The organism is Cytobacillus sp. FSL R7-0696, from assembly GCF_038006865.1.
GTDB lineage: Bacteria > Bacillota > Bacilli > Bacillales > Cytobacillaceae > Cytobacillus > Cytobacillus kochii.
The window spans coordinates 58,588-77,202 of the sequence record NZ_JBBOWA010000001.1 but is presented as its reverse complement, the minus strand read 5'-3'; the positions used below and the strand labels follow the sequence as shown (position 1 = coordinate 77,202).

Below are 18,615 nucleotides of genomic sequence, written 5' to 3'. Positions count from 1 at the left end.
AAGGAGTTAATAGTGAAACCGCGACTAATAAATGGTGATCTAAAGAAATGAGTAGGGCAAATAAAGAAATCGCGACTAAAAATTGAAGGAAGAAAGAAATGAGTAGGGAAAATGTAGAAACCGCGACTAATATTTGAAGGAAAAAAGAAATGGGTAGGGCAAATGAAGAAATCGCGACTAAAAGTGGAAGGAAGAAAGAAATGAGTAGGGCAAATGTAGAAATCGCGACTAATAGTAGAAGAAACAAAGAAATGAGTAGCGTAAATAGGAAAACCGCGATTAAAAAGACGCCCACCGATGAAAATAGCTTATCCTAACAATATGGTTAAGGATAAATACAAAAAATAAGCTTTGAAAAATGTCCATTGATCCCCATTTCAAGACAAAATTTTGTGAACTGTATAAGTCCTAAAATACTTGAGGTATCTTAGGACTTCACTTTTGTCATTTTTAAATTTTTGTTCAATCAAAGATGGTCTGTTTTCTTTGAAAAGCTTTTTCGACCTTCTTGCTTATTTTTTGTTTCTTCCATGTTTTTTTCATGGTTGAATGCGTTGTTATCTTTTGCTTTTTTGTCATTATCAGTTGTATGAGACATAAAATAAACTCCCTTCCATTCTTCATCTGTACACACTTAGTGTTTGAAAGAATGGAAGGAAGTATGTATAAGTGCATTAACCTTTAAGTTTATTTAAAAAGAAAATTGCAATTGTGCCGGCACCAGCATGGGATCCGACTGCTGAACCAATTGGAGAAATATAAAATTGTTCAACACCAAATTCTTTTTGAATCATCTCTTTCACTTCTAGGGCAGTGGCTTCATCATCACCATGACTAATAGCCACCATTTGTCTATCCAAGGCAACGCCTCTTTCCCTCATGATATCAATGATTCGTTTAAAGAGCTTTTTACGACCGCGATGCTTTTCAATTGGTACAAGTTTTCCATCTTCAACATTTAACAGTGGTTTAATATTGAGTAGCCCACCTACAAAGGCAGATGCTTTAGAAACTCTACCGCCCTTTGCTAAATATTCTAAATCATTAACTGTAAATAAATGTTCCATATGTTCGCAATTGAATGTTGCATTGCTAACAATTTCATCTATGGCAAGTTGCTCTTTTGCATCTTTTACAGCATTCAGTACAACTAATCCATGACCTAAGGAAGCACATTTACTATCTATGATGGTTAAGTTAAAGTCTGGGTAGGTTTCTTTTACTTGATCTAACACCATAACGGCAGTGGAATATGTTCCAGAAAGTGCGGAAGAAAAGGCTATATAGATACCATCTTCCTTGTTTTTAGCCATATTCGTAAAGATCTCTTCAAATAAAAGGGGAGAAGCTTGGGAGGTCTTAGGTACCTTACCTTCGCGAATGGCTTCATAAATATTCTTGGAATCGATCGTCAACAGGTCATCGTATTCCTCTCCATTTAAATGAACCTTCAATGGAATAAGTGTGACATCGTTTTCTTCAAAAAAACTTAACGGTAAGTCACATGCACTGTCAGCGAGAATTTTAACTGACATTATTTCACCTGCTTTCAACTTAGATGATACTAGTTTATAGAAACTTAGGAAAAAACACAATGGAATGCATTGAAAAACCTAAACTTGGGTAAAGAAAAGATAGAGAGATGATTAAGGAGGTCAATATGAATTGGATTGAAACAAGAAAAATCATCATTATTGTTGTGGGGGCAATATTAAATGCGATAGCGATGAACTTTTTCCTCATACCCGCAAATGTATATGCGAGCGGCTTTACTGGGGTAGCCCAACTTCTTTCGAGTATATTAAATGGTGCGGTTTCTACTGGCATACTTTTATTTATTTTAAATGTACCAATAGCCATCTTTGCTTGGAAGCGTGTGGGTAAACTTTTTACCTTATATAGCTTTTTAAGTGTTGTGATCACAACTGTTTCTATGGAGATTATCCCTGTCATCAGTGTATCAAAAGATATTTTGTTAAATGCTGTGTTTGGGGGAGTCATTGCAGCCGTCGGTGTCGGTATCACATTGAAATGGGGTGCTTCAACAGGCGGTATGGATATTATCGCTATGTATCTCTCGAAGGCTAAGGATCGACCAGTAGGTACATACTTTTTTTCACTAAACGCTGTTATTATTATTACAGCTGGCTTCCTTTTCGGATGGGAAAAAGCACTTTATACATTAGTGACATTATATGCATCCACACGGGTTATTGATGCGATTCATACAAGGCATGAAAAGCTTACAGCGATGATTATTACTAATAAGCAAGATGAAATGAAAAAGGCCATTCATAATAAATTGGTTAGAGGAATTACAATGATTCCTGCAAGAGGAGCATTTTCCAATGAACATCGGGAAATGCTAATGATTGTAGTATCAAGATATGAATTATTTGACTTACAAAGGACCATTCAAGAAGTAGATCCTAACGCATTCACTAATATTGTAAATACTGCCGATGTCTATGGTGTTTTTAGAAGAGATTAATGAAAGGGGGCAGTTATGCTACATTTACTGCTTAGTGCCATACTTGCGACGAATTTTCTTCCTCAGCAGTCTGAAATGGAAGCAAACAACCATATGGATATTCAATTTGAGGTTCAAGCGGTTTCGGAAGAAAAATTGGTCCTTACTTTTACCGTCCATAATCAAACAAATGAATTAGTCGAATTGCAATTTAACTCTTCCCAAAAGTATGATTATGAGGTGTTGGATGAACATGGAAAAGTAATATATAGGTATTCGGATGGAAAAGCCTTTTTACAAATGATTCAAACAGAGAACCTTTCTCCGGGAGAAAAAAAGGAGTGGAAGTCTACTTGGGATTATCAAACCGCAAATGAAGGTACCTTAAACCCAGGCAGTTATAAGGTTCAGGCGAAATTTTTAGGACAGGTAATTAGGCCAGAGGGAATGGAAATAAACCACACTTCACACACCACTTTTATGTATGGTAAAGCACAGCCCTTTAACAATATGACAGTTGAGGGCAAAGATGGTATCTATCATATTAAGGGGCATTATAAGGGGCAGTTGCCGGTTATTTATTCTGTAGAAGATGGCCATTTTTTACTTATAAAAGAACAGCCTGTTCAAGTGAATAAAGATGGTGATTTTAATATTGCTGTGAAAGTGGAGGAAGAAGATTTACCAAAAAACGGTTCTCTGATCGCTTACCTTTCTGAAAAGGGAAGTAAAGGAACTCCGATTATACTGCAAAGTTTTTAAGATTGAAAAAGAGCTAACTCGAGAAAAGTTAGCTCTTTTTCCTGCGAAATTTTATATTCCACCGAGGGAAGAGTCATTTACATTCTTTAACTTTTCAGCTTCTGCCTCCGAGTATGTTGAATGGTAGGGTATACGTGCATCATGCTGAGTGACACTATCGGCACCTTGCTTAATAAAGCGCTTCGATTTATTACGTTTGCCCATTATTATCTCCCCTTAATGAAGAATATTGAAGTAGCTAATTGCTACGACATCCTTTATTTTGTACCATTTTTACTTTTTTTAAAAAGGGTAGATTTTGGATTAGTGTGTTTTTAAATTTAAATAATCATTTAAGAAGATACCAATCCCATCTTCTTCATTTGTTAAGGTCACTTCATTAGCCGCTGTTTTAACAGCGTCAATACCATTACCCATAGCCACACCAATACCAGCAAAATCAAGCATCTCTAAATCATTATCTTCATCACCGAAAGCAATCACTCGCTCTTTAGGAATATTTAAATAATCACAAGCTTGTTGAATGCCAATTGCCTTGTTTAAACCAGCCTTAACGATTTCGATAATATGGAAAGGTTCACCCCAGCTACGTTGATGAATAACTTCAGCATGCACATCATTCAAATGGCGCTGAATTTGTGTTATTTGCTCTTGGTCTGTATGAATGAGCATACTTGTTGGTGAAGCAGGCAGGAAGTTTCTTAAATCCCCTGTAGTGACTTTAGGGTTACCGAGATTAAACATATTCATCAGTTTTTCATCATGATAATGGTAATATACATCATCAAGCACTTCCGCAATAATATTATTGAACTTAAAATCTTGACTAGCATCAATAATGTCTCTTGTTACTTTCATATCAAGAGGCGTATGGCGTATTCCCCATTTTGGATTTGTTGGATGATGAATAAAGGCACCGTTGAAATTAACGATAGGTGTGGTCATTTGCATCTCCTTATAATACATTTCACTTGAACGATAAGGTCTTCCTGTAGCAATCATCACCTCATGTCCGGCTTCACGGGCTTTAAATAGGACTTCTTTTGTTTTTTGTGAGATGGTTTTATTATCCTTTAATAAAGTTCCATCTAAATCAAGAACGATTAAATGTTTTTGTGTCATAATATCTCCTTCAGTTTTTTATAGGAAAAAATCATTCATATAATAAGCATTAAAGTATGGTAAGGCGCTAATAAATGTTAAACTTGAAAGGCAGTTAATATTTTCAAGTAGTATTTATTATCTAAGTTTACACTATATTACCAATGTATACGGTCATTTGTAAAAGAAATAACCTCTTTTATAAGATGTTTACATTTTCTTATAGTTTTTAACATAGGAGGAGACATAGTGGTTATTATTGATCATCAGGAATTAAAAGGTATTCCCGCTTTGCATATCGTGAAAGATGAGTTTAAATCCCAATCGCTGCCTCTCATTTTCTTCATTCATGGTTTTACTAGTGCGAAAGAGCATAACCTACATTATGCTTACCTGCTTGCTGAAAAAGGATTTCGTGTTATATTACCAGAAGTGAATGAACATGGTGAAAGAGGTCATGGATTGCCAGAGCCTGAATTGCAATTAAAATTTTGGGATATGATTATTCAAACAATTAAAGAATTACCGGAAATAAAAGAAGAGTTAGTAGCTAAAGGGTTAGTTGATGAGAATCGTATTGGTGTGGCAGGGACTTCAATGGGTGGAATTATTACACTTGGTGCCTTAACACAATATAAATGGTTGAAGGTGGCAGTCAGTTTAATGGGCATGCCATATTATGAGAAGTTTGCTGGGATGCAAATTGAAACAATGCGGAAAAAAGTAAAGGATTTCCCATTATCAGACACTCAAGTTGAGGCTGTTCTAGATGAAATTAAAAAGTATGATTTAAGTAAACAAGAGGAAGTTTTATCAGGACGTCCATTGCTATTTTGGCACGGAAAAAAAGATACGACTGTTCCATTTGCGCCAACTTATGACTTTTTTCAAACGATACAACCTTTATATAAGGACCACCGAGACAAGTTGAATTTCATTGTTGATGAAAATGCAGGACATAAGGTAAGCAGAGAAGGTTTATTAGCAACAGTTGAATGGTTTCAACGATATTTATAAGAAAAAGTGATAGTTAAACAGCTATTCCTTTTTCATTGATGACTTTTTTGTTATGATAGCTATAATATATGAAATGAGGAGTTGTGTTCGATGGACAAAGATTTAAAAGAAAGCATTATGGGCGCACTTGAACTTGTTGTTGACCCTGAATTAGGAGTAGATATCGTTAATTTAGGACTCGTCTATGATGTTACTATGGATGATGAAGGAAATACGGAAGTTGAAATGACTTTAACTTCCATGGGTTGTCCTTTAGCTGGCACAATTGTTGATCAAGTGAAAACAGCGCTTGCTGATATCCCTGAAGTAAAAAGCACGGAAGTCAATATTGTATGGAGTCCGCCATGGACAAAAGATAAAATGTCTAGATATGCAAAGATTGCATTAGGCGTACGTGATTAATTAAGGTGTAAGAAAAAACAGCAAAGCATTGCTTGCTGTTTTTTTGTATGAATGAATATTGAAATAAAATAGCGCTCCTTGCCTTAGGTGCAGGGATAAAGCTTAAAGTAGAGATTTAGTACTCTAATTGGCATATGCCAATAGAGGATTTCATGTTATATTGGAATAAAATCATTTTACATTTTATTTATAGAAAAAGTTATCGACGTGATCGATAAGACGGAGTTGATTTACATGAAACAAACTCATATTAAGGATTCACTCAATCGGCCATTACGAGATTTACGTATATCAGTAATTGACCGTTGCAATTTTAGATGCCAATATTGTATGCCAGCAGAAATTTTCGGACCAGATTTTGTTTTTCTACCTAAGAATGAATTGTTATCTTACGAAGAAATTGAAAGATTAGCACGGATTTTTGTTGGTTTAGGTGTAGAAAAAATTAGGTTAACCGGTGGAGAACCCTTACTACGGAGAGAATTGCCTTTATTAGTGGAGAAACTATCTCAAATTGAAGGCTTAGAGGATATCGGGTTAACAACTAATGGCGTATTATTACCTAAGTTTGCTACTCAATTAAAAGCCGCTGGGTTAAAACGGGTGAATATTAGCTTAGATAGTCTGAAAGATGAATTGTTCGGTGAAATTAATGGACGAAATGTCGGGACAGGTCCGGTGATAAAGGGAATACACGCAGCAAAAGAAGCGGGACTCGGTGTCAAAATTAATATGGTTGTAAAAAAAGGCTTAAACGATGAAGAAGTCCTACCAATGGCGAAGTTTTGTAAAGAACATTCACTACAGTTAAGATACATTGAGTATATGGATGTTGGTGATACAAACGGTTGGAAAATGAATGATGTGGTGACAAAGAAAGAAATTTTCCAGCAATTAAATGAACATTATGATCTTGAGCCAGTTGATCCTGACTACTTTGGCGAAGTTGCTAAAAGGTATCGCTACACTGGTACTGATATAGATGTAGGATTCATTACCTCAGTATCTGAATCTTTTTGTTCTAGTTGTACCCGCTCAAGATTATCTGCTAATGGGCAGTTATATACATGTTTATTTAATGGTGAAGGACATGATATTAAATCATTTATTCGTTCAAATGTCTCTGATGATGATATTGTCGGATATGTTACTGACATATGGAACTATCGGAATGATCGTTACTCTGATGTCAGAACAGACGAAACGAGAAAAAATCGCAAAAAACTTGAAATGTCTTATATTGGCGGATAAAGATTATTTAGGGGATGGAAACAGATGCTAGAAAAGAGGAAGCTGATTCAGGTTGCTGAAGCAGTTAAAAAAGTAATGAGTTATAAACAAAGCAGCGCCGTTGAATTTGTCTCAATTAAGGAAAGTCATGGTAGATATTTAGGAAAAGATTTAACTGCAACAAGTGATGTACCACATTTTAATCGCTCCCCATACGATGGCTTTGCAGTGAGGTCTATAGATACGAAAGAAGCTTCTTTACAAAATGAGGTCGTTTTTGAAGTAGTTGATCATATTGGAGCAGGCTACGTATCCTCAAAAAAAATAGGACCAATGCAAGCAGTACGTATTATGACGGGGGCAAAAATCCCTGATTCATGTGATTGCGTCGTTATGCTTGAGGTAGCGAGATCGTTTGAAGATGGGGACCAATCGTATATGTCTATTAAGCGTAGCTTCAACGCTGGTGACAATGTTTCTTTTCAAGGGGAAGATGCAAAAAAAGGTGAGGTACTCGTTGAAAAGGGAACGAAAATCAATCCTGGTATCCAAGCCATTCTAGCGACATTTGGGTATGCTGAAGTACCTGTAGCTAAAGGACCGGTTATTGGGTTATTTGCAACCGGAACGGAATTATTAGAAGTGGAAGAAGAACTAGAAGATGGAAAAATAAGAAATAGTAATAGTACGATGCTCATAGCGCAAATTGAACGCGTTGGTGCTGATGTGAAATATTATGGTAAACTACCAGATGATTTTGATACATGTTACGAAGCGATTGCGACTGCGATTGATGATGTAGACATTCTCATCACAACAGGTGGTGTATCTGTAGGAGACTTTGATTATCTCCCTGCGATATACGAGAAACTACAGGCGGAGGTTCTGTTTAATAAAGTCGCAATGAGACCAGGCAGTGTTACGACAGTAGCACAGATAAATGGAAAATTATTATTTGGCCTCTCTGGGAATCCTTCTGCTTGTTATGTTGGCTTCGAATTATTTGCAAGACCAATCATTCGTTATATGTTAGGTTGCCGCTCCCCTCATTTAAGAAAAGAAACAGCGATCTTACAACAGGATTTTCCAAAAGCAAATCCATTTACAAGATTCGTTAGAGCCGATGTGTATGTCACAAATGGCTCATTGATGGTGCGACCTAGCGGTGTTGATAAATCAAATATTGTCATGAGTTTAGCAAGAGCAAATGCATTTATGGCATTGCCAGGTGGAACGAGAGGCTATGGTGTTGGAGATATTGTTGAAGTTTTCATGCTTGAAGATTTTGTGGGTAGCAATTGGCCGTGGTAACACCTAAAATTATGCAAGTGGTTGGTTATCAAAATAGTGGTAAAACGACATTCGTCACTCAACTTGTACAAGCTTTAGCAGAAAAAGACTTGAATGTCGCAACGATTAAACATCATGGCCACGGAGAACCTGATGTAGTATCAAATAAAGATAGTAGTAGACATATCGCATCAGGAGCCACTGCTACCATTGTCGAAGGTGAAGGCATGCTATTAATGCAAGCAAAAAAGCTTAATTGGACACTTGAAGAGCAGATTCAGGTACTAACTTATATGAATCCAGATGTTATTATTATTGAAGGACATAAAAAAGCAAACTATCCTAAAGTTCTTTTACTGAGGGATGAAACCGATCAAAGCCTTATTGAGCAACTGTCAAACATCAAATATATAGTGACAAAAGATGATAACAACGAAGTGGTTATAAAAGAAATAGTGAATAAACTTATACGGTAGTTCATTACATGATATTAGTACATAAGATACTCCCCTAAAGGTAGACAGGTTTTAAATAAACCTACTCTACTTGTAGGGGAGTATTTTATTATGCATTCAATTGTTTAGAAAAATGGGGATGAACGAAAGGAGTTTAAAGTTAAAAAGAACAGCAAAAGATTTTTTTAAATAAATAAATCATTTTTGGTTTAATTGGTATATTTTCGGGTAGGGGTTTAAATAAAAGTCCGAAAAATGAGTTAAATCTAAATTTTTATTTAATTTGTTAAAAAAACTTACAAAAACCTGTTGCATTTCTTTTCAGAAATTTCTATAATAGTAGTTAAATATTTAATAAATATAAATAAAAATTTATAAATATACAAAACTAAAGGGTGACGTGATGAAAGCTTCAATTATTGGTACAACAGGATATGGTGGGGCAGAACTATTGAGAATATTAAAAAACCACCCCGAATTTGAAATCTCTTCTATACATTCCACTAGAGATAATTTAGCCATTTCTGATGAATATCCACATTTAATCGGAATCATGAACAATCAATTACAAAAGATAGAGCCTGAGAAAATTAGTGAAAGTTCAGATATTGTGTTTTTAGCAACCCCCTCTGGTGTATCAGGTGAATTAGCGGCACAATTTGTGAATAAAAATATTAAAATAGTAGATTTATCGGGAGATTTAAGGTTACCAGCATCCGAATATAAACAATGGTATAAGAAAGACCCTACTTCTGATGAGGTGATTAATCAAGCGGTATATGGATTAACTGAGTGGAATCGAGACCAAGTGAAAACTTCACACCTGATTTCGAATCCTGGTTGTTATCCGACTACTACATTATTAGGTTTAGCTCCTGTAGTTGTTGAGCATTTAATAGAAAAAGATCAAATTATCATAGATGCCAAATCAGGCATCTCTGGTGCAGGTCGCTCTCTATCAAGGTCGTCAAGTTACGCTGAGGCAAATGAGAACTTCTCGGCATATAAAGTGAATCAACATCAACATACACCTGAAATTGAACAACAATTAAAAGTGTGGAATAAGGAAATGCAAGCAATCACCTTTACCACACAGTTACTACCAATTACCAGAGGTATAATGGCTACAAGTTATGTGAAACTGAAAGAAAATTATTCGACTAAACAGTTAGTGGAATTATACGAGCATACTTACCAGCAAAGTCCGTTTGTACGTGTCAGACCAGTCGGTAATTATCCATCAGTAAAAGAGGTAGCCGGTTCTAATTATTGTGATATTGGTTTACATGTTGACGAGCGCACAGGCCGAATGACAATTATCTCTGTAATTGATAATTTAATGAAAGGGGCAGCTGGTCAGGCTGTACAAAATGCAAATTTAATGTTTGGAATGGAAGAAACGACAGGGCTGGAGATGACCCCGTTATACCCATAAGGAGGAACGACAAACAATGGAAGCAACTAAAAACAGCCTTATTACATACATACAAGACGGCTCTATTACAACACCAAAAGGTTTTAAGGCTGATGGTATTTATGCAGGGCTTAGTAAAGGGGAAAAGGATCTTGGAATGATTGTTAGTGAACAACCAGCGAGTAGTGCAGGTGTTTATACAACAAGTTCCTTTAAAGCGGCTCCTTTGTTAGTAACCCAAGAAAGTATTGTCGCCAAAGGTAAGCTTCAAGCGATTGTCGTAAATAGTGCTTGTGCAAATGCTTGTACAGGGAAGAGAGGGCTTGAAGACGCTTATAAGATGAGAAAGCTGACTGCAGAGCAATTAAATTTGACTGAGCACTTGGTCGGAGTAGCATCTACTGGAGTCATTGGCGAATTTTTAGATATGGAAAAAATCGAACAAGGGATAAAATCCATCCAACCACAAGCAACAAAAGAACATGCTAATAGTTTTGCTACAGCAATTTTAACAACTGATTTAATTGATAAGCAGACTTGCTACTCAGCTGAAATAGCGGGTGGGACGATTCATATGGCAGGAGCAGCAAAAGGGTCAGGTATGATCCACCCTAATATGGCAACAATGCTTGGTTTTGTGACAACGGATGCGCAGGTAAGTCCCGGTGATTTACAGATGGCACTTAAAGAAATCACAAACGAGACATTTAACCAGATTACAGTAGATGGAGATACATCTACAAATGATATGGTCCTTGTGATGGCAAATGGAATGAGCGAAACGGAAAGATTGAGTCCAGATCATAAAGATTGGCCGATTTTTATAGCTTTGTTAAAACAAACATGTGAAGAGTTGGCAAAATCAATTGCTAGAGACGGCGAAGGTGCTACAAAACTTGTTGAGGTAATAGTCAAAGGTGCAATCACAAACGAAGAGGCACAAAAAGCGGCTAAACAAATTGTTGGTTCTAATTTAGTGAAGACAGCTATTCACGGAGCAGACGCTAATTGGGGGCGAATTATTGGTGCGCTTGGGCAAAGTCAAGTACAGGTTGATCCGAATAATGTAGATATTTCTATAGGCCCTATTCAGATGTTAAAAGAGAGTACTCCCGTTTCCTTTTCTGAAGAAGAAGCGAAGGCATATTTACTTGGTGAAATGGTGGAAATTCACGTTGATCTACATATTGGCGAATGCTTAGGAAAAGCTTGGGGATGCGATTTGTCGTATGATTACGTGAAAATAAATGCAAGTTATCGTTCCTAAGGAGGAATAGACAATGAAGCGTATTGTAATCAAATGTGGGGGAAGCGTGATGGATCAGCTATCACCTGCGTTCTTTGAAAGTTTACATCATTTACAGAAGAATGGTTACCAACTTATTTTCGTTCACGGTGGTGGTCCTGAAATAAACAAAATGCTGCAAATACACAAGGTAGAATCACAATTTATCAATGGTTTAAGAAAAACAACGCCAGAGACGATGAAGATTGTTGAAATGGTGTTATCAGGTGTAGCCAATAGGAAGTTAGCAACATTGCTTGATAGTAATGGTTTTGAAGCAGTTGGTTTGAATGGGAGTGACCACGGTTTTCTACAAGCTGATTTTATTAATGAAGCAGAGCTTGGGTTAGTAGGAGAAATTACCAAAGTGAAAGCGGAGTTATTAGAAGTAATTCTTAATAAAGGCTATATACCTGTTGTAACGCCTATTGCTACAACAGAAGATGGTAAGAAGTTAAACATCAATGCAGATTTTGCTGCTGCTTCTGTAGCAAAAGCAATTGAAGCGGAAATGTGTATATTCGTCACCGATGTTGAAGGAGTATTAATTAATAAACAACTCGTAGAGCATTTAGATACAGAAGAAATAAAACAGCATATTGACAGTGGTGAGATATCGGGCGGGATGATACCAAAGGTAAACTCTGCAGTAGCGGTGTTAGAACAAGGCCTTGCTAGTGTAATGATTGCTTCTGGGAAGCACAACTTTTTTAATGGAGAAGCATGGACAGGGACAAAAATGACAAAAAAACAAGTAGAGGTGGTACAATAATGAATCATTTATTCCCCACATATGCTCGCTGGGAAGTAGAACCAGCAGAGGCAAAAGGCACAAAACTAATAGATAAAAACGGGAAAGAATATTTAGATTTCACATCCGGAATTGGTGTCACTAACTTAGGTCATCGCCCCGAATCAGTCCAAGCAGCGATCACAAAGCAATTAAATAAGTTTTGGCATGTATCCAATCTATTTACACAAGAACAACAAGCATTGGCAGCAGAAAAGTTAGCTCATGCATCTGGTTTAGCTTATACATTCTTTGCAAATAGCGGAGCAGAGGCAAATGAAGGGGCAATTAAATTAGCCAAAAAAGCTACAGGTAAAGACAAAATCCTTACATTTAACAAATCTTTTCACGGTAGAACAATTGCTACGATGGGGGCAACAGGTCAGGATAAAGTAAAACAAGGGTTTGGGAGTATGCTGCCAACATTTTCGCATGCTACTTTTAATGATATCGAGTCGGTGAAATCATTAATAGATCATGAAACAGCAGCCGTGATGGTGGAAGTGGTTCAAGGTGAGGGTGGTATTCACCTTGCGGATTCGGCCTTTTTGGAAGAATTGCAACAATTATGTCAAGAATACCAAGCATTGCTCATTATTGATGAAATCCAAACAGGCATTGGTAGAACAGGTAAACCATTTGCCTTTCAACATTATGACCTACAACCAGACATTATTACTTGTGCAAAAGGGCTTGGAAGTGGGCTACCAATCGGTGCTATCATAGGCAAAGAAAATCTAAAGGAATACTTTGGTCCAGGCAGTCATGGTTCCACATTTGGAGGAAATCCATTAAGTATTGCTTCAGCGATCGCTACAATGGAGATAGTCTTCAATGAGGATTTTTTGTCAGAAGTGAATGAAAAGGCAGAATATTTACTTGAACAGTTGAAGGAATCACTATACAATATAGAAGAGGTAACCGCTATTCGTTCATTAGGATTAATGATTGGTATAGAGATGAATACAAATACGGCATCTTTAATGCAATTCTTAAGAAATGATGGCTTGCTTACGTTATCGGCGGGTGAGAATGTCTTGAGATTATTACCACCGTTAACAGCAACAGTAGAAGAGATAAATCAAGCAGTAGCTATACTGAAAAAGAATATAGTTCCAGTTCAGACAGCCTGAAATATGGCTGCATTTTTAAAACTAAAAATGCATAAAAATTAATTTTGTTTAATGAATATACAAGTTCACGAGGTGTTAAAGATGGAAGGGTATTTACATTTAAAAAGCGGTCATTGTTATAAAGGGGAATGGCTAAATACGCCACCACAAAATGAGGTTGCAGGAGAAATTGTTTTCTTTACAGGAATGACAGGTTATCAAGAAGTGCTAACAGATCCATCCTACAAAGATCAGATTATCGTTTTCACTTATCCTTTAATTGGGAATTACGGTGTGAATGAATCAGACTTTGAGAGTAAAAAGCCACATGTAGCTGGCGTGATTGTTTATGAGGGGACAAATGAACCTTCTCATTATCAATCTGCCTATACACTGAAGGAGTATTTGCGTAAATGGAATATTCCTGTGCTAGGGCATATGGATACAAGGTCAATTGTGAAAAAAATTCGGGCAGTTGGTTCCATGCCAGCAACTATGTCCGCTCATTCTGTAAAAGATACAACATGGAGTAAACAAGAGGATCATAAGGTTGAAATGGTTTCTAATCCTCAGATGCACACATATGGTGAAGGTGATAAGCATATTGTTCTTTATGATTTCGGCTATAAGAAATCAATACTTAATAGCTTATTACAGCAAAATTGTAAAGTAACTACTGTGCCATTTTCTACAACATTCAATGAAGTTGCTAAGTTAAATCCTGATGGTATCCTTCTGTCCAATGGTCCTGGAGATCCGAAAACGCTTCAACACGTCTTACCCGAACTTAAAAAAGTAATTACCAGCTACCCTACTTTAGGGATTTGTTTAGGACATCAGTTGGCAGCACTTGCACTTGGGGGTAACACAACAAAGTTATCTTTTGGACACAGAGGGGCGAATCACCCTATTAGTGATTTAAAAACAGGACGTGTCATGATGTCTTCGCAAAACCATAGCTATGTTGTTGATACAGTAAGTTTAGAAACAACTGGATTTAAAACAAGGTTCATTAATTTGCATGATCAATCTGTTGAGGGTCTCACTCATGAAATTTATCCGATTGAGACGGTACAATTTCACCCTGAAGCTAACCCTGGACCAACCGATACGCATTATTTATTTTTAGAATTTATTCAAACGATTGAAGAGAAGAAAGGGAGCGTTATCGCATATGCCTAAAGACAACAGTATCCAATCAATCCTGGTCATCGGATCGGGACCAATCGTGATTGGGCAAGCAGCAGAATTTGACTACGCAGGCACGCAAGCATGCGCGGCGCTTAAAGAAGAAGGCTACAAGGTGATATTAGTAAATAATAACCCTGCAACAATTATGTCAGATCACGCATTTGCAGATAAGATTTACTTTGAACCATTAACAGTAAATAGTATTGAAAAAATCATTCAAAAAGAAAAACCAGATGGCTTATTAGGAACTTTAGGAGGTCAAACAGGTCTAAATTTAACCTTTCAACTAAGTGAAGCAGGCGTATTAGATAAATATGAGGTGAAACTATTAGGTAGTAGTATCGAAGCAATAAAAAAAGGTGAAGATCGGGAAGCATTTCGCCAATTAATGAATGACTTAAATGAACCAGTTCCAGAGAGTGAAATCGTTCATCATGTGGAAGAAGCGGTTGCTTTTGCTGAAAAGATTGGTTTCCCTATCATTATCCGACCTGCTTATACCCTTGGTGGAACAGGGGGTGGTATTGCAACAGATATGAATGAATTAAAGCATTTCGTTAAGAGCGGCCTAAAAGAAAGTACGATTACGCAAGTACTTGTAGAAAGAAGTATTGCTGGGTTTAAAGAAGTAGAATATGAAGTGATGCGCGACAGCAACAATACTTGTATCACCATTTGTAATATGGAAAACATTGATCCAGTAGGTGTACATACAGGAGATAGTATTGTTGTTGCCCCGAGTCAGACATTAAGCGATGTAGAGTACCAAATGCTTCGTAGTGCTTCTGTCAAAATTATTTCTGAGTTAGGCATCATTGGTGGATGCAATATTCAATTCGCTCTAGACCCAGAAAGTAAAAATTACTACCTGATTGAGGTGAATCCTCGAGTTAGCCGATCTTCTGCTCTTGCTTCTAAAGCAACTGGATATCCGATTGCAAGAATGGCAGCAAAGTTGGCTGTAGGCTATCATCTTTCTGAAATTATTAACCCAGTAACTGGTGATACTTTTGCTAGTTTTGAACCGGCACTAGACTATTGCATTGTCAAATTTCCAAAATGGGCGTTTGATAAGTTCTCTGATGCTGATCGCAAATTAGGCACGCAGATGAAAGCAACAGGAGAAGTAATGGGGATTGATAGAAACTTGGAGAGAGCGTTGATCAAAGCGGTTCATTCCCTTGAAGGAAAAGGACTTGATCTTCACTATCCTCGGATTAAAAAAGATACAAAAGAGACGTTACTGAAGGAGCTAGCAGGCCAAACAGATGAAAGATTCTTTATTATATTAGAGTTAATGAGACGTGGGGTAAGCGCTGAAGAGATAAAAAACATCACTAAAATTGATTATTTTTATCTGTCAGCTTTCCAACGTTTAATCTCATTAGAAAAAGAGATTGCACAAGCTTCACTCGAAAATATTGAGCCAGAAATGATGCAACTGATCAAAGAAAAGGGCTTTGGTGATGCCTACCTTGCTTCAGTGTGGCAAGTCGATGAAAAAGCTGTTCGTCATAAAAGAAAAGAAATGGGGATAATCCCATCTTATAAAATGGTTGATACATGTGCTGCCGAATTCGCTGCGTCTTCCAATTATTTTTACTCTTGCTATTTTGGAGAAAATGAACAAATACCAAGCGATAAAAGAAAAGTTTTAATCATTGGTAGTGGTCCGATACGAATTGGCCAGGGAATTGAATTTGATTATTGTTCTGTACAAAGTGTCTTTGCTTTAAAAGATGAAGGTATTGAAACGATTATGATTAATAATAATCCGGAAACAGTCAGTACGGATTTTACGACAGCAGATCGTCTTTATTTTGAACCATTAATCATTGAAGACGTGATGAATGTAATTGAAGCGGAACAAGTGAATGAAGTCATTGTTCAAGTAGGTGGACAAACAGCGCTTAACTTAGCTAATCAGCTAGAAGATTATGGGGTAAAATTACTCGGTACTGATTCGAAAACCATTGATACCCTTGAAGATAGAGAATTATTTTATCAATTATTAGATGAACTTGAAATCCCTCATATTCAAGGGTACGTTGCAGAAAATGAAGTTGAACTCGAACAATATGTAAACCAAATCGGCTATCCAGTATTGATTAGACCATCTTATGTTATCGGTGGGATGGGGATGGAAACCATTTATAATGATGAAGCGTTTCAAGTTTATAAAAAGAAGGATATTCCATTCCCTGTACTTGTGGATCAATTTTTACAGGCGAAAGAGGCGGAGCTTGACTTAGCCGCAGACGGAGAGCATGTTCTCATCCCGGCAGTTATGGAGCATATTGAAAGGACCGGGGTTCATTCTGGTGATAGTATGTCAGTCTTACCGCCACAAAGCTTATCAAAAGAAGTACAAAATCTTATGATTAAGTATGGACAATTGATGGTTAAAAAGCTTGGATATAAAGGTTTAATGAACATCCAATATATTATTGATGATAACAAAGTTTACTTACTTGAAGTAAACCCGAGGGCAAGTCGAACGGTGCCAATTGTAAGTAAAGTGACTGCTATTCCATTGGTTCAGGAGGCAACGAAAGTATTATTAGGAAAGCAATTTTTCGAAAAAGACCAACTTCCAGAAGATACGAAGCAAACATTTGTTACTGTCAAATATCCGGTTTTCTCTAACTATGCACTAAAAGGTCTTGATGCTAAAGTAGGACCAGAAATGAAGTCAACTGGTGAAGGAATTGCGTTAGCAGCGACTTTACCACAAGCTTTAAAGAAAGTGTTTCAATTACATGGAGATAAGGAACGGTCCGTTTTGTATAGTGGCGAATTAACAGATGGCATCAGGACATTGGCAAAAGAGTCAAAAACCAAATTGCTAGATGCTCAAGGGGCCGAATTAGATGAAACAACTGTTGCACTTTACAATCCTTTCACTGGTGAAGAAAATCAACGTATGCGGGAATGGGCGGTTAAAAATCGACTACACACTTTTAGTGAATTAGAGTCACTTGAAGCCTATTTACTTGCTTTAACAGAAAAGGATTGGCAAGCAGTAGCAATTGAGGATTGGCAAAACGACAATGTAAAGGAAGTGACGATATCATGATTACAACATCGACTGTATGTGGTAAAAAGTTAGATATTAAAGGACAGGATATGCTAACATTAGCTGATTATTCTTCTGAAGAAATCAATGGACTTGTCGAAAAGGCATATTTAATGAAGCAAACGGATCATCAAGCCGAAGAGCCATTGAAGGGCAAAATATTGGGAATGATTTTCGAAAAGTCATCTACACGTACAAGGGTTTCCTTTGAAGCGGGTATGTTACAACTTGGCGGTCATGCCCTTTATTTAAATAGTAATGACATGCAAATCGGTAGAGGAGAAACGATTGCAGATACCGCAAAAGTATTATCTAATTATGTTGATGGCATTATGATTCGTACATTTTCTCATGATATTATAGAAGAACTTGCCACACATGCTACTATTCCAGTAATTAATGGGTTAACGGACCTTTATCATCCTTGTCAAGCACTAGCAGACTTGTTAACGATTAAAGAAGTAAAAGGAAAATTAGCAGGTATTCGTTGTGTTTATGTTGGAGATGGCAATAATGTAGCTCACTCATTAATGATTGCGGCAGCAAAAGTTGGCATGCATATGACGATTGCATGTCCGAAAGACTACGAACCAGATGAAAAAGTGGTCACTTTAGCACAAGGATTTGCTGAAGTGACGGGCAGTAAAATTGTCGTCGAAAACGACGTAAAAAAGGCGGTTGATGGCGCTGATGTCATCTATACGGACGTCTGGACGAGTATGGGTCAAGAAGAAGAAAATGAAATGCGTTTACAAGTCTTTCATGATTATCAAGTGAACGAGTCACTTGTAGCCTATGCAAAAGAAGATTATTTATTCCTTCACTGTTTGCCCGCACACCGTGGGGAAGAAGTCTCGGCGCCTGTTATTGACGGTGATCACTCCGCTGTTTTCCAACAAGCAGGCAACCGTCTTCACGCACAAAAAGCCTTATTAACTGAATTACTATAGTGTTGTAACAAGCTGAAGCACGAACTATTCTGTTCCTAGAATGGTTCGTGCTTTTTATCATTTGAGGGGA

Annotated in this window: 19 protein-coding genes; 15 read left to right on the top strand and 4 right to left on the bottom strand. The window is 37.0% G+C overall.

Going from position 1 to position 18,615, the window contains the following annotated elements; all coding sequences use genetic code 11:
• The first annotated feature begins 149 nt into the window (after positions 1–149).
• A complete protein-coding gene (locus MKX29_RS00390; protein ID WP_341103268.1) occupies positions 150–317 on the top strand; it encodes a hypothetical protein in 168 nt (55 codons plus the stop codon).
• A 149-nt stretch (positions 318–466) separates the two neighbouring features.
• Here MKX29_RS00390 and MKX29_RS00385 read toward each other — a convergent pair whose 3' ends face one another.
• Together MKX29_RS00385 and MKX29_RS00380 are read right to left on the bottom strand one after the other, a co-directional pair.
• Positions 467–598, bottom strand: coding sequence for a DUF3941 domain-containing protein (locus MKX29_RS00385; protein WP_095369838.1), 132 nt, complete (start codon positions 596–598; stop codon positions 467–469).
• A 76-nt stretch (positions 599–674) separates the two neighbouring features.
• The gene (locus tag MKX29_RS00380; protein ID WP_224937718.1) at positions 675–1,535 is read right to left on the bottom strand and encodes a DegV family protein; all 861 of its coding nucleotides are present in this window, start codon (positions 1,533–1,535) and stop codon (positions 675–677) included.
• A 125-nt stretch (positions 1,536–1,660) separates the two neighbouring features.
• Here MKX29_RS00380 and MKX29_RS00375 point away from each other — a divergent pair, with 125 nt between their 5' ends.
• Both MKX29_RS00375 and MKX29_RS00370 read left to right on the top strand, forming a co-directional pair.
• Positions 1,661–2,491 carry a YitT family protein gene (locus tag MKX29_RS00375; RefSeq protein ID WP_224937719.1) on the top strand — a complete coding sequence of 277 codons (831 nt, stop codon included), beginning with the start codon at positions 1,661–1,663 and terminating at the stop codon, positions 2,489–2,491.
• A 15-nt stretch (positions 2,492–2,506) separates the two neighbouring features.
• Positions 2,507–3,232: a BsuPI-related putative proteinase inhibitor gene (locus MKX29_RS00370; protein WP_341103261.1), complete on the top strand. Its 726-nt coding sequence runs from the start codon at positions 2,507–2,509 to the stop codon at positions 3,230–3,232.
• 51 nt (positions 3,233–3,283) lie between these two features.
• On the opposite strand, the gene MKX29_RS00365 is transcribed toward MKX29_RS00370, so the two are convergent.
• Together MKX29_RS00365 and MKX29_RS00360 are read right to left on the bottom strand one after the other, a co-directional pair.
• Positions 3,284–3,436: a hypothetical protein gene (locus MKX29_RS00365; RefSeq protein ID WP_191814850.1), complete on the bottom strand. Its 153-nt coding sequence runs from the start codon at positions 3,434–3,436 to the stop codon at positions 3,284–3,286.
• 99 nt (positions 3,437–3,535) lie between these two features.
• A complete protein-coding gene (locus MKX29_RS00360) occupies positions 3,536–4,354 on the bottom strand; it encodes a Cof-type HAD-IIB family hydrolase (protein ID WP_095369834.1) in 819 nt (272 codons plus the stop codon).
• Positions 4,355–4,582: 228 nt separating this feature from the next.
• On the opposite strand from MKX29_RS00360, the gene yjfP reads away from it, so the two are divergent.
• The 12 genes from yjfP to argF all read left to right on the top strand — a co-directional run bounded on the left by yjfP (position 4,583) and on the right by argF (position 18,545).
• Positions 4,583–5,350 carry an esterase gene (gene yjfP / locus MKX29_RS00355; RefSeq protein ID WP_341103258.1) on the top strand — a complete coding sequence of 256 codons (768 nt, stop codon included), beginning with the start codon at positions 4,583–4,585 and terminating at the stop codon, positions 5,348–5,350.
• Positions 5,351–5,440: 90 nt separating this feature from the next.
• Positions 5,441–5,752 carry a metal-sulfur cluster assembly factor gene (locus MKX29_RS00350; RefSeq protein WP_095369832.1) on the top strand — a complete coding sequence of 104 codons (312 nt, stop codon included), beginning with the start codon at positions 5,441–5,443 and terminating at the stop codon, positions 5,750–5,752.
• Positions 5,753–5,986: 234 nt separating this feature from the next.
• On the top strand, positions 5,987–7,003 hold the full coding sequence (gene moaA / locus MKX29_RS00345; protein ID WP_341103255.1) for a GTP 3',8-cyclase MoaA: 1,017 nt from the start codon (positions 5,987–5,989) through the stop codon (positions 7,001–7,003).
• A gap of 24 nt (positions 7,004–7,027) precedes the next feature.
• A complete protein-coding gene (locus tag MKX29_RS00340) occupies positions 7,028–8,293 on the top strand; it encodes a molybdopterin molybdotransferase MoeA (RefSeq protein WP_341103252.1) in 1,266 nt (421 codons plus the stop codon).
• Positions 8,287–8,748 carry a molybdopterin-guanine dinucleotide biosynthesis protein B gene (gene mobB / locus MKX29_RS00335; RefSeq protein WP_224937904.1) on the top strand — a complete coding sequence of 154 codons (462 nt, stop codon included), beginning with the start codon at positions 8,287–8,289 and terminating at the stop codon, positions 8,746–8,748. Before MKX29_RS00340 ends, mobB begins: the two co-directional genes overlap by 7 nt.
• Before the next feature lie 382 nt (positions 8,749–9,130).
• Positions 9,131–10,162, top strand: a complete 1,032-nt coding sequence (gene argC / locus MKX29_RS00330; protein ID WP_341103249.1) for an N-acetyl-gamma-glutamyl-phosphate reductase — start codon at positions 9,131–9,133, stop codon at positions 10,160–10,162.
• A 16-nt stretch (positions 10,163–10,178) separates the two neighbouring features.
• The gene (gene argJ / locus MKX29_RS00325; RefSeq protein WP_341103244.1) at positions 10,179–11,408 is read left to right on the top strand and encodes a bifunctional ornithine acetyltransferase/N-acetylglutamate synthase; all 1,230 of its coding nucleotides are present in this window, start codon (positions 10,179–10,181) and stop codon (positions 11,406–11,408) included.
• 13 nt (positions 11,409–11,421) lie between these two features.
• The gene (gene argB, locus MKX29_RS00320; protein ID WP_224937726.1) at positions 11,422–12,198 is read left to right on the top strand and encodes an acetylglutamate kinase; all 777 of its coding nucleotides are present in this window, start codon (positions 11,422–11,424) and stop codon (positions 12,196–12,198) included.
• Entirely contained in the window at positions 12,198–13,349 is a 1,152-nt protein-coding gene (locus tag MKX29_RS00315; protein ID WP_341103242.1) for an acetylornithine transaminase, read from the top strand. Before argB ends, MKX29_RS00315 begins: the two co-directional genes overlap by 1 nt.
• A gap of 81 nt (positions 13,350–13,430) precedes the next feature.
• A complete protein-coding gene (locus tag MKX29_RS00310) occupies positions 13,431–14,510 on the top strand; it encodes a carbamoyl phosphate synthase small subunit (RefSeq protein WP_341103239.1) in 1,080 nt (359 codons plus the stop codon).
• Complete coding sequence (locus MKX29_RS00305) at positions 14,503–17,595, top strand: carbamoyl phosphate synthase large subunit (protein WP_341103237.1); 3,093 nt, start codon at positions 14,503–14,505, stop codon at positions 17,593–17,595. The genes MKX29_RS00310 and MKX29_RS00305 overlap by 8 nt, the downstream gene beginning before the upstream one ends.
• Complete coding sequence (argF, locus tag MKX29_RS00300; protein WP_341103236.1) at positions 17,592–18,545, top strand: ornithine carbamoyltransferase; 954 nt, start codon at positions 17,592–17,594, stop codon at positions 18,543–18,545. Before MKX29_RS00305 ends, argF begins: the two co-directional genes overlap by 4 nt.
• The last annotated feature ends 70 nt before the right edge of the window (positions 18,546–18,615 follow it).

Coding starts and splice junctions, on each gene's coding strand:
- MKX29_RS00310 (WP_341103239.1), top strand. CDS start 13,431: ATGGAAGGGTATTTACATTTAAAAAGCGGTCATTGTTATAAAGGGGAA.
- MKX29_RS00360 (WP_095369834.1), bottom strand. CDS start 4,354: ATGACACAAAAACATTTAATCGTTCTTGATTTAGATGGAACTTTATTA.
- MKX29_RS00390 (WP_341103268.1), top strand. CDS start 150: ATGGGTAGGGCAAATGAAGAAATCGCGACTAAAAGTGGAAGGAAGAAA.
- MKX29_RS00365 (WP_191814850.1), bottom strand. CDS start 3,436: ATGGGCAAACGTAATAAATCGAAGCGCTTTATTAAGCAAGGTGCCGAT.
- MKX29_RS00380 (WP_224937718.1), bottom strand. CDS start 1,535: ATGTCAGTTAAAATTCTCGCTGACAGTGCATGTGACTTACCGTTAAGT.
- MKX29_RS00305 (WP_341103237.1), top strand. CDS start 14,503: ATGCCTAAAGACAACAGTATCCAATCAATCCTGGTCATCGGATCGGGA.
- argC (WP_341103249.1), top strand. CDS start 9,131: ATGAAAGCTTCAATTATTGGTACAACAGGATATGGTGGGGCAGAACTA.
- argB (WP_224937726.1), top strand. CDS start 11,422: ATGAAGCGTATTGTAATCAAATGTGGGGGAAGCGTGATGGATCAGCTA.
- moaA (WP_341103255.1), top strand. CDS start 5,987: ATGAAACAAACTCATATTAAGGATTCACTCAATCGGCCATTACGAGAT.
- MKX29_RS00370 (WP_341103261.1), top strand. CDS start 2,507: ATGCTACATTTACTGCTTAGTGCCATACTTGCGACGAATTTTCTTCCT.
- MKX29_RS00350 (WP_095369832.1), top strand. CDS start 5,441: ATGGACAAAGATTTAAAAGAAAGCATTATGGGCGCACTTGAACTTGTT.
- argF (WP_341103236.1), top strand. CDS start 17,592: ATGATTACAACATCGACTGTATGTGGTAAAAAGTTAGATATTAAAGGA.
- MKX29_RS00315 (WP_341103242.1), top strand. CDS start 12,198: ATGAATCATTTATTCCCCACATATGCTCGCTGGGAAGTAGAACCAGCA.
- argJ (WP_341103244.1), top strand. CDS start 10,179: ATGGAAGCAACTAAAAACAGCCTTATTACATACATACAAGACGGCTCT.
- MKX29_RS00375 (WP_224937719.1), top strand. CDS start 1,661: ATGAATTGGATTGAAACAAGAAAAATCATCATTATTGTTGTGGGGGCA.
- MKX29_RS00340 (WP_341103252.1), top strand. CDS start 7,028: ATGCTAGAAAAGAGGAAGCTGATTCAGGTTGCTGAAGCAGTTAAAAAA.
- MKX29_RS00385 (WP_095369838.1), bottom strand. CDS start 598: ATGTCTCATACAACTGATAATGACAAAAAAGCAAAAGATAACAACGCA.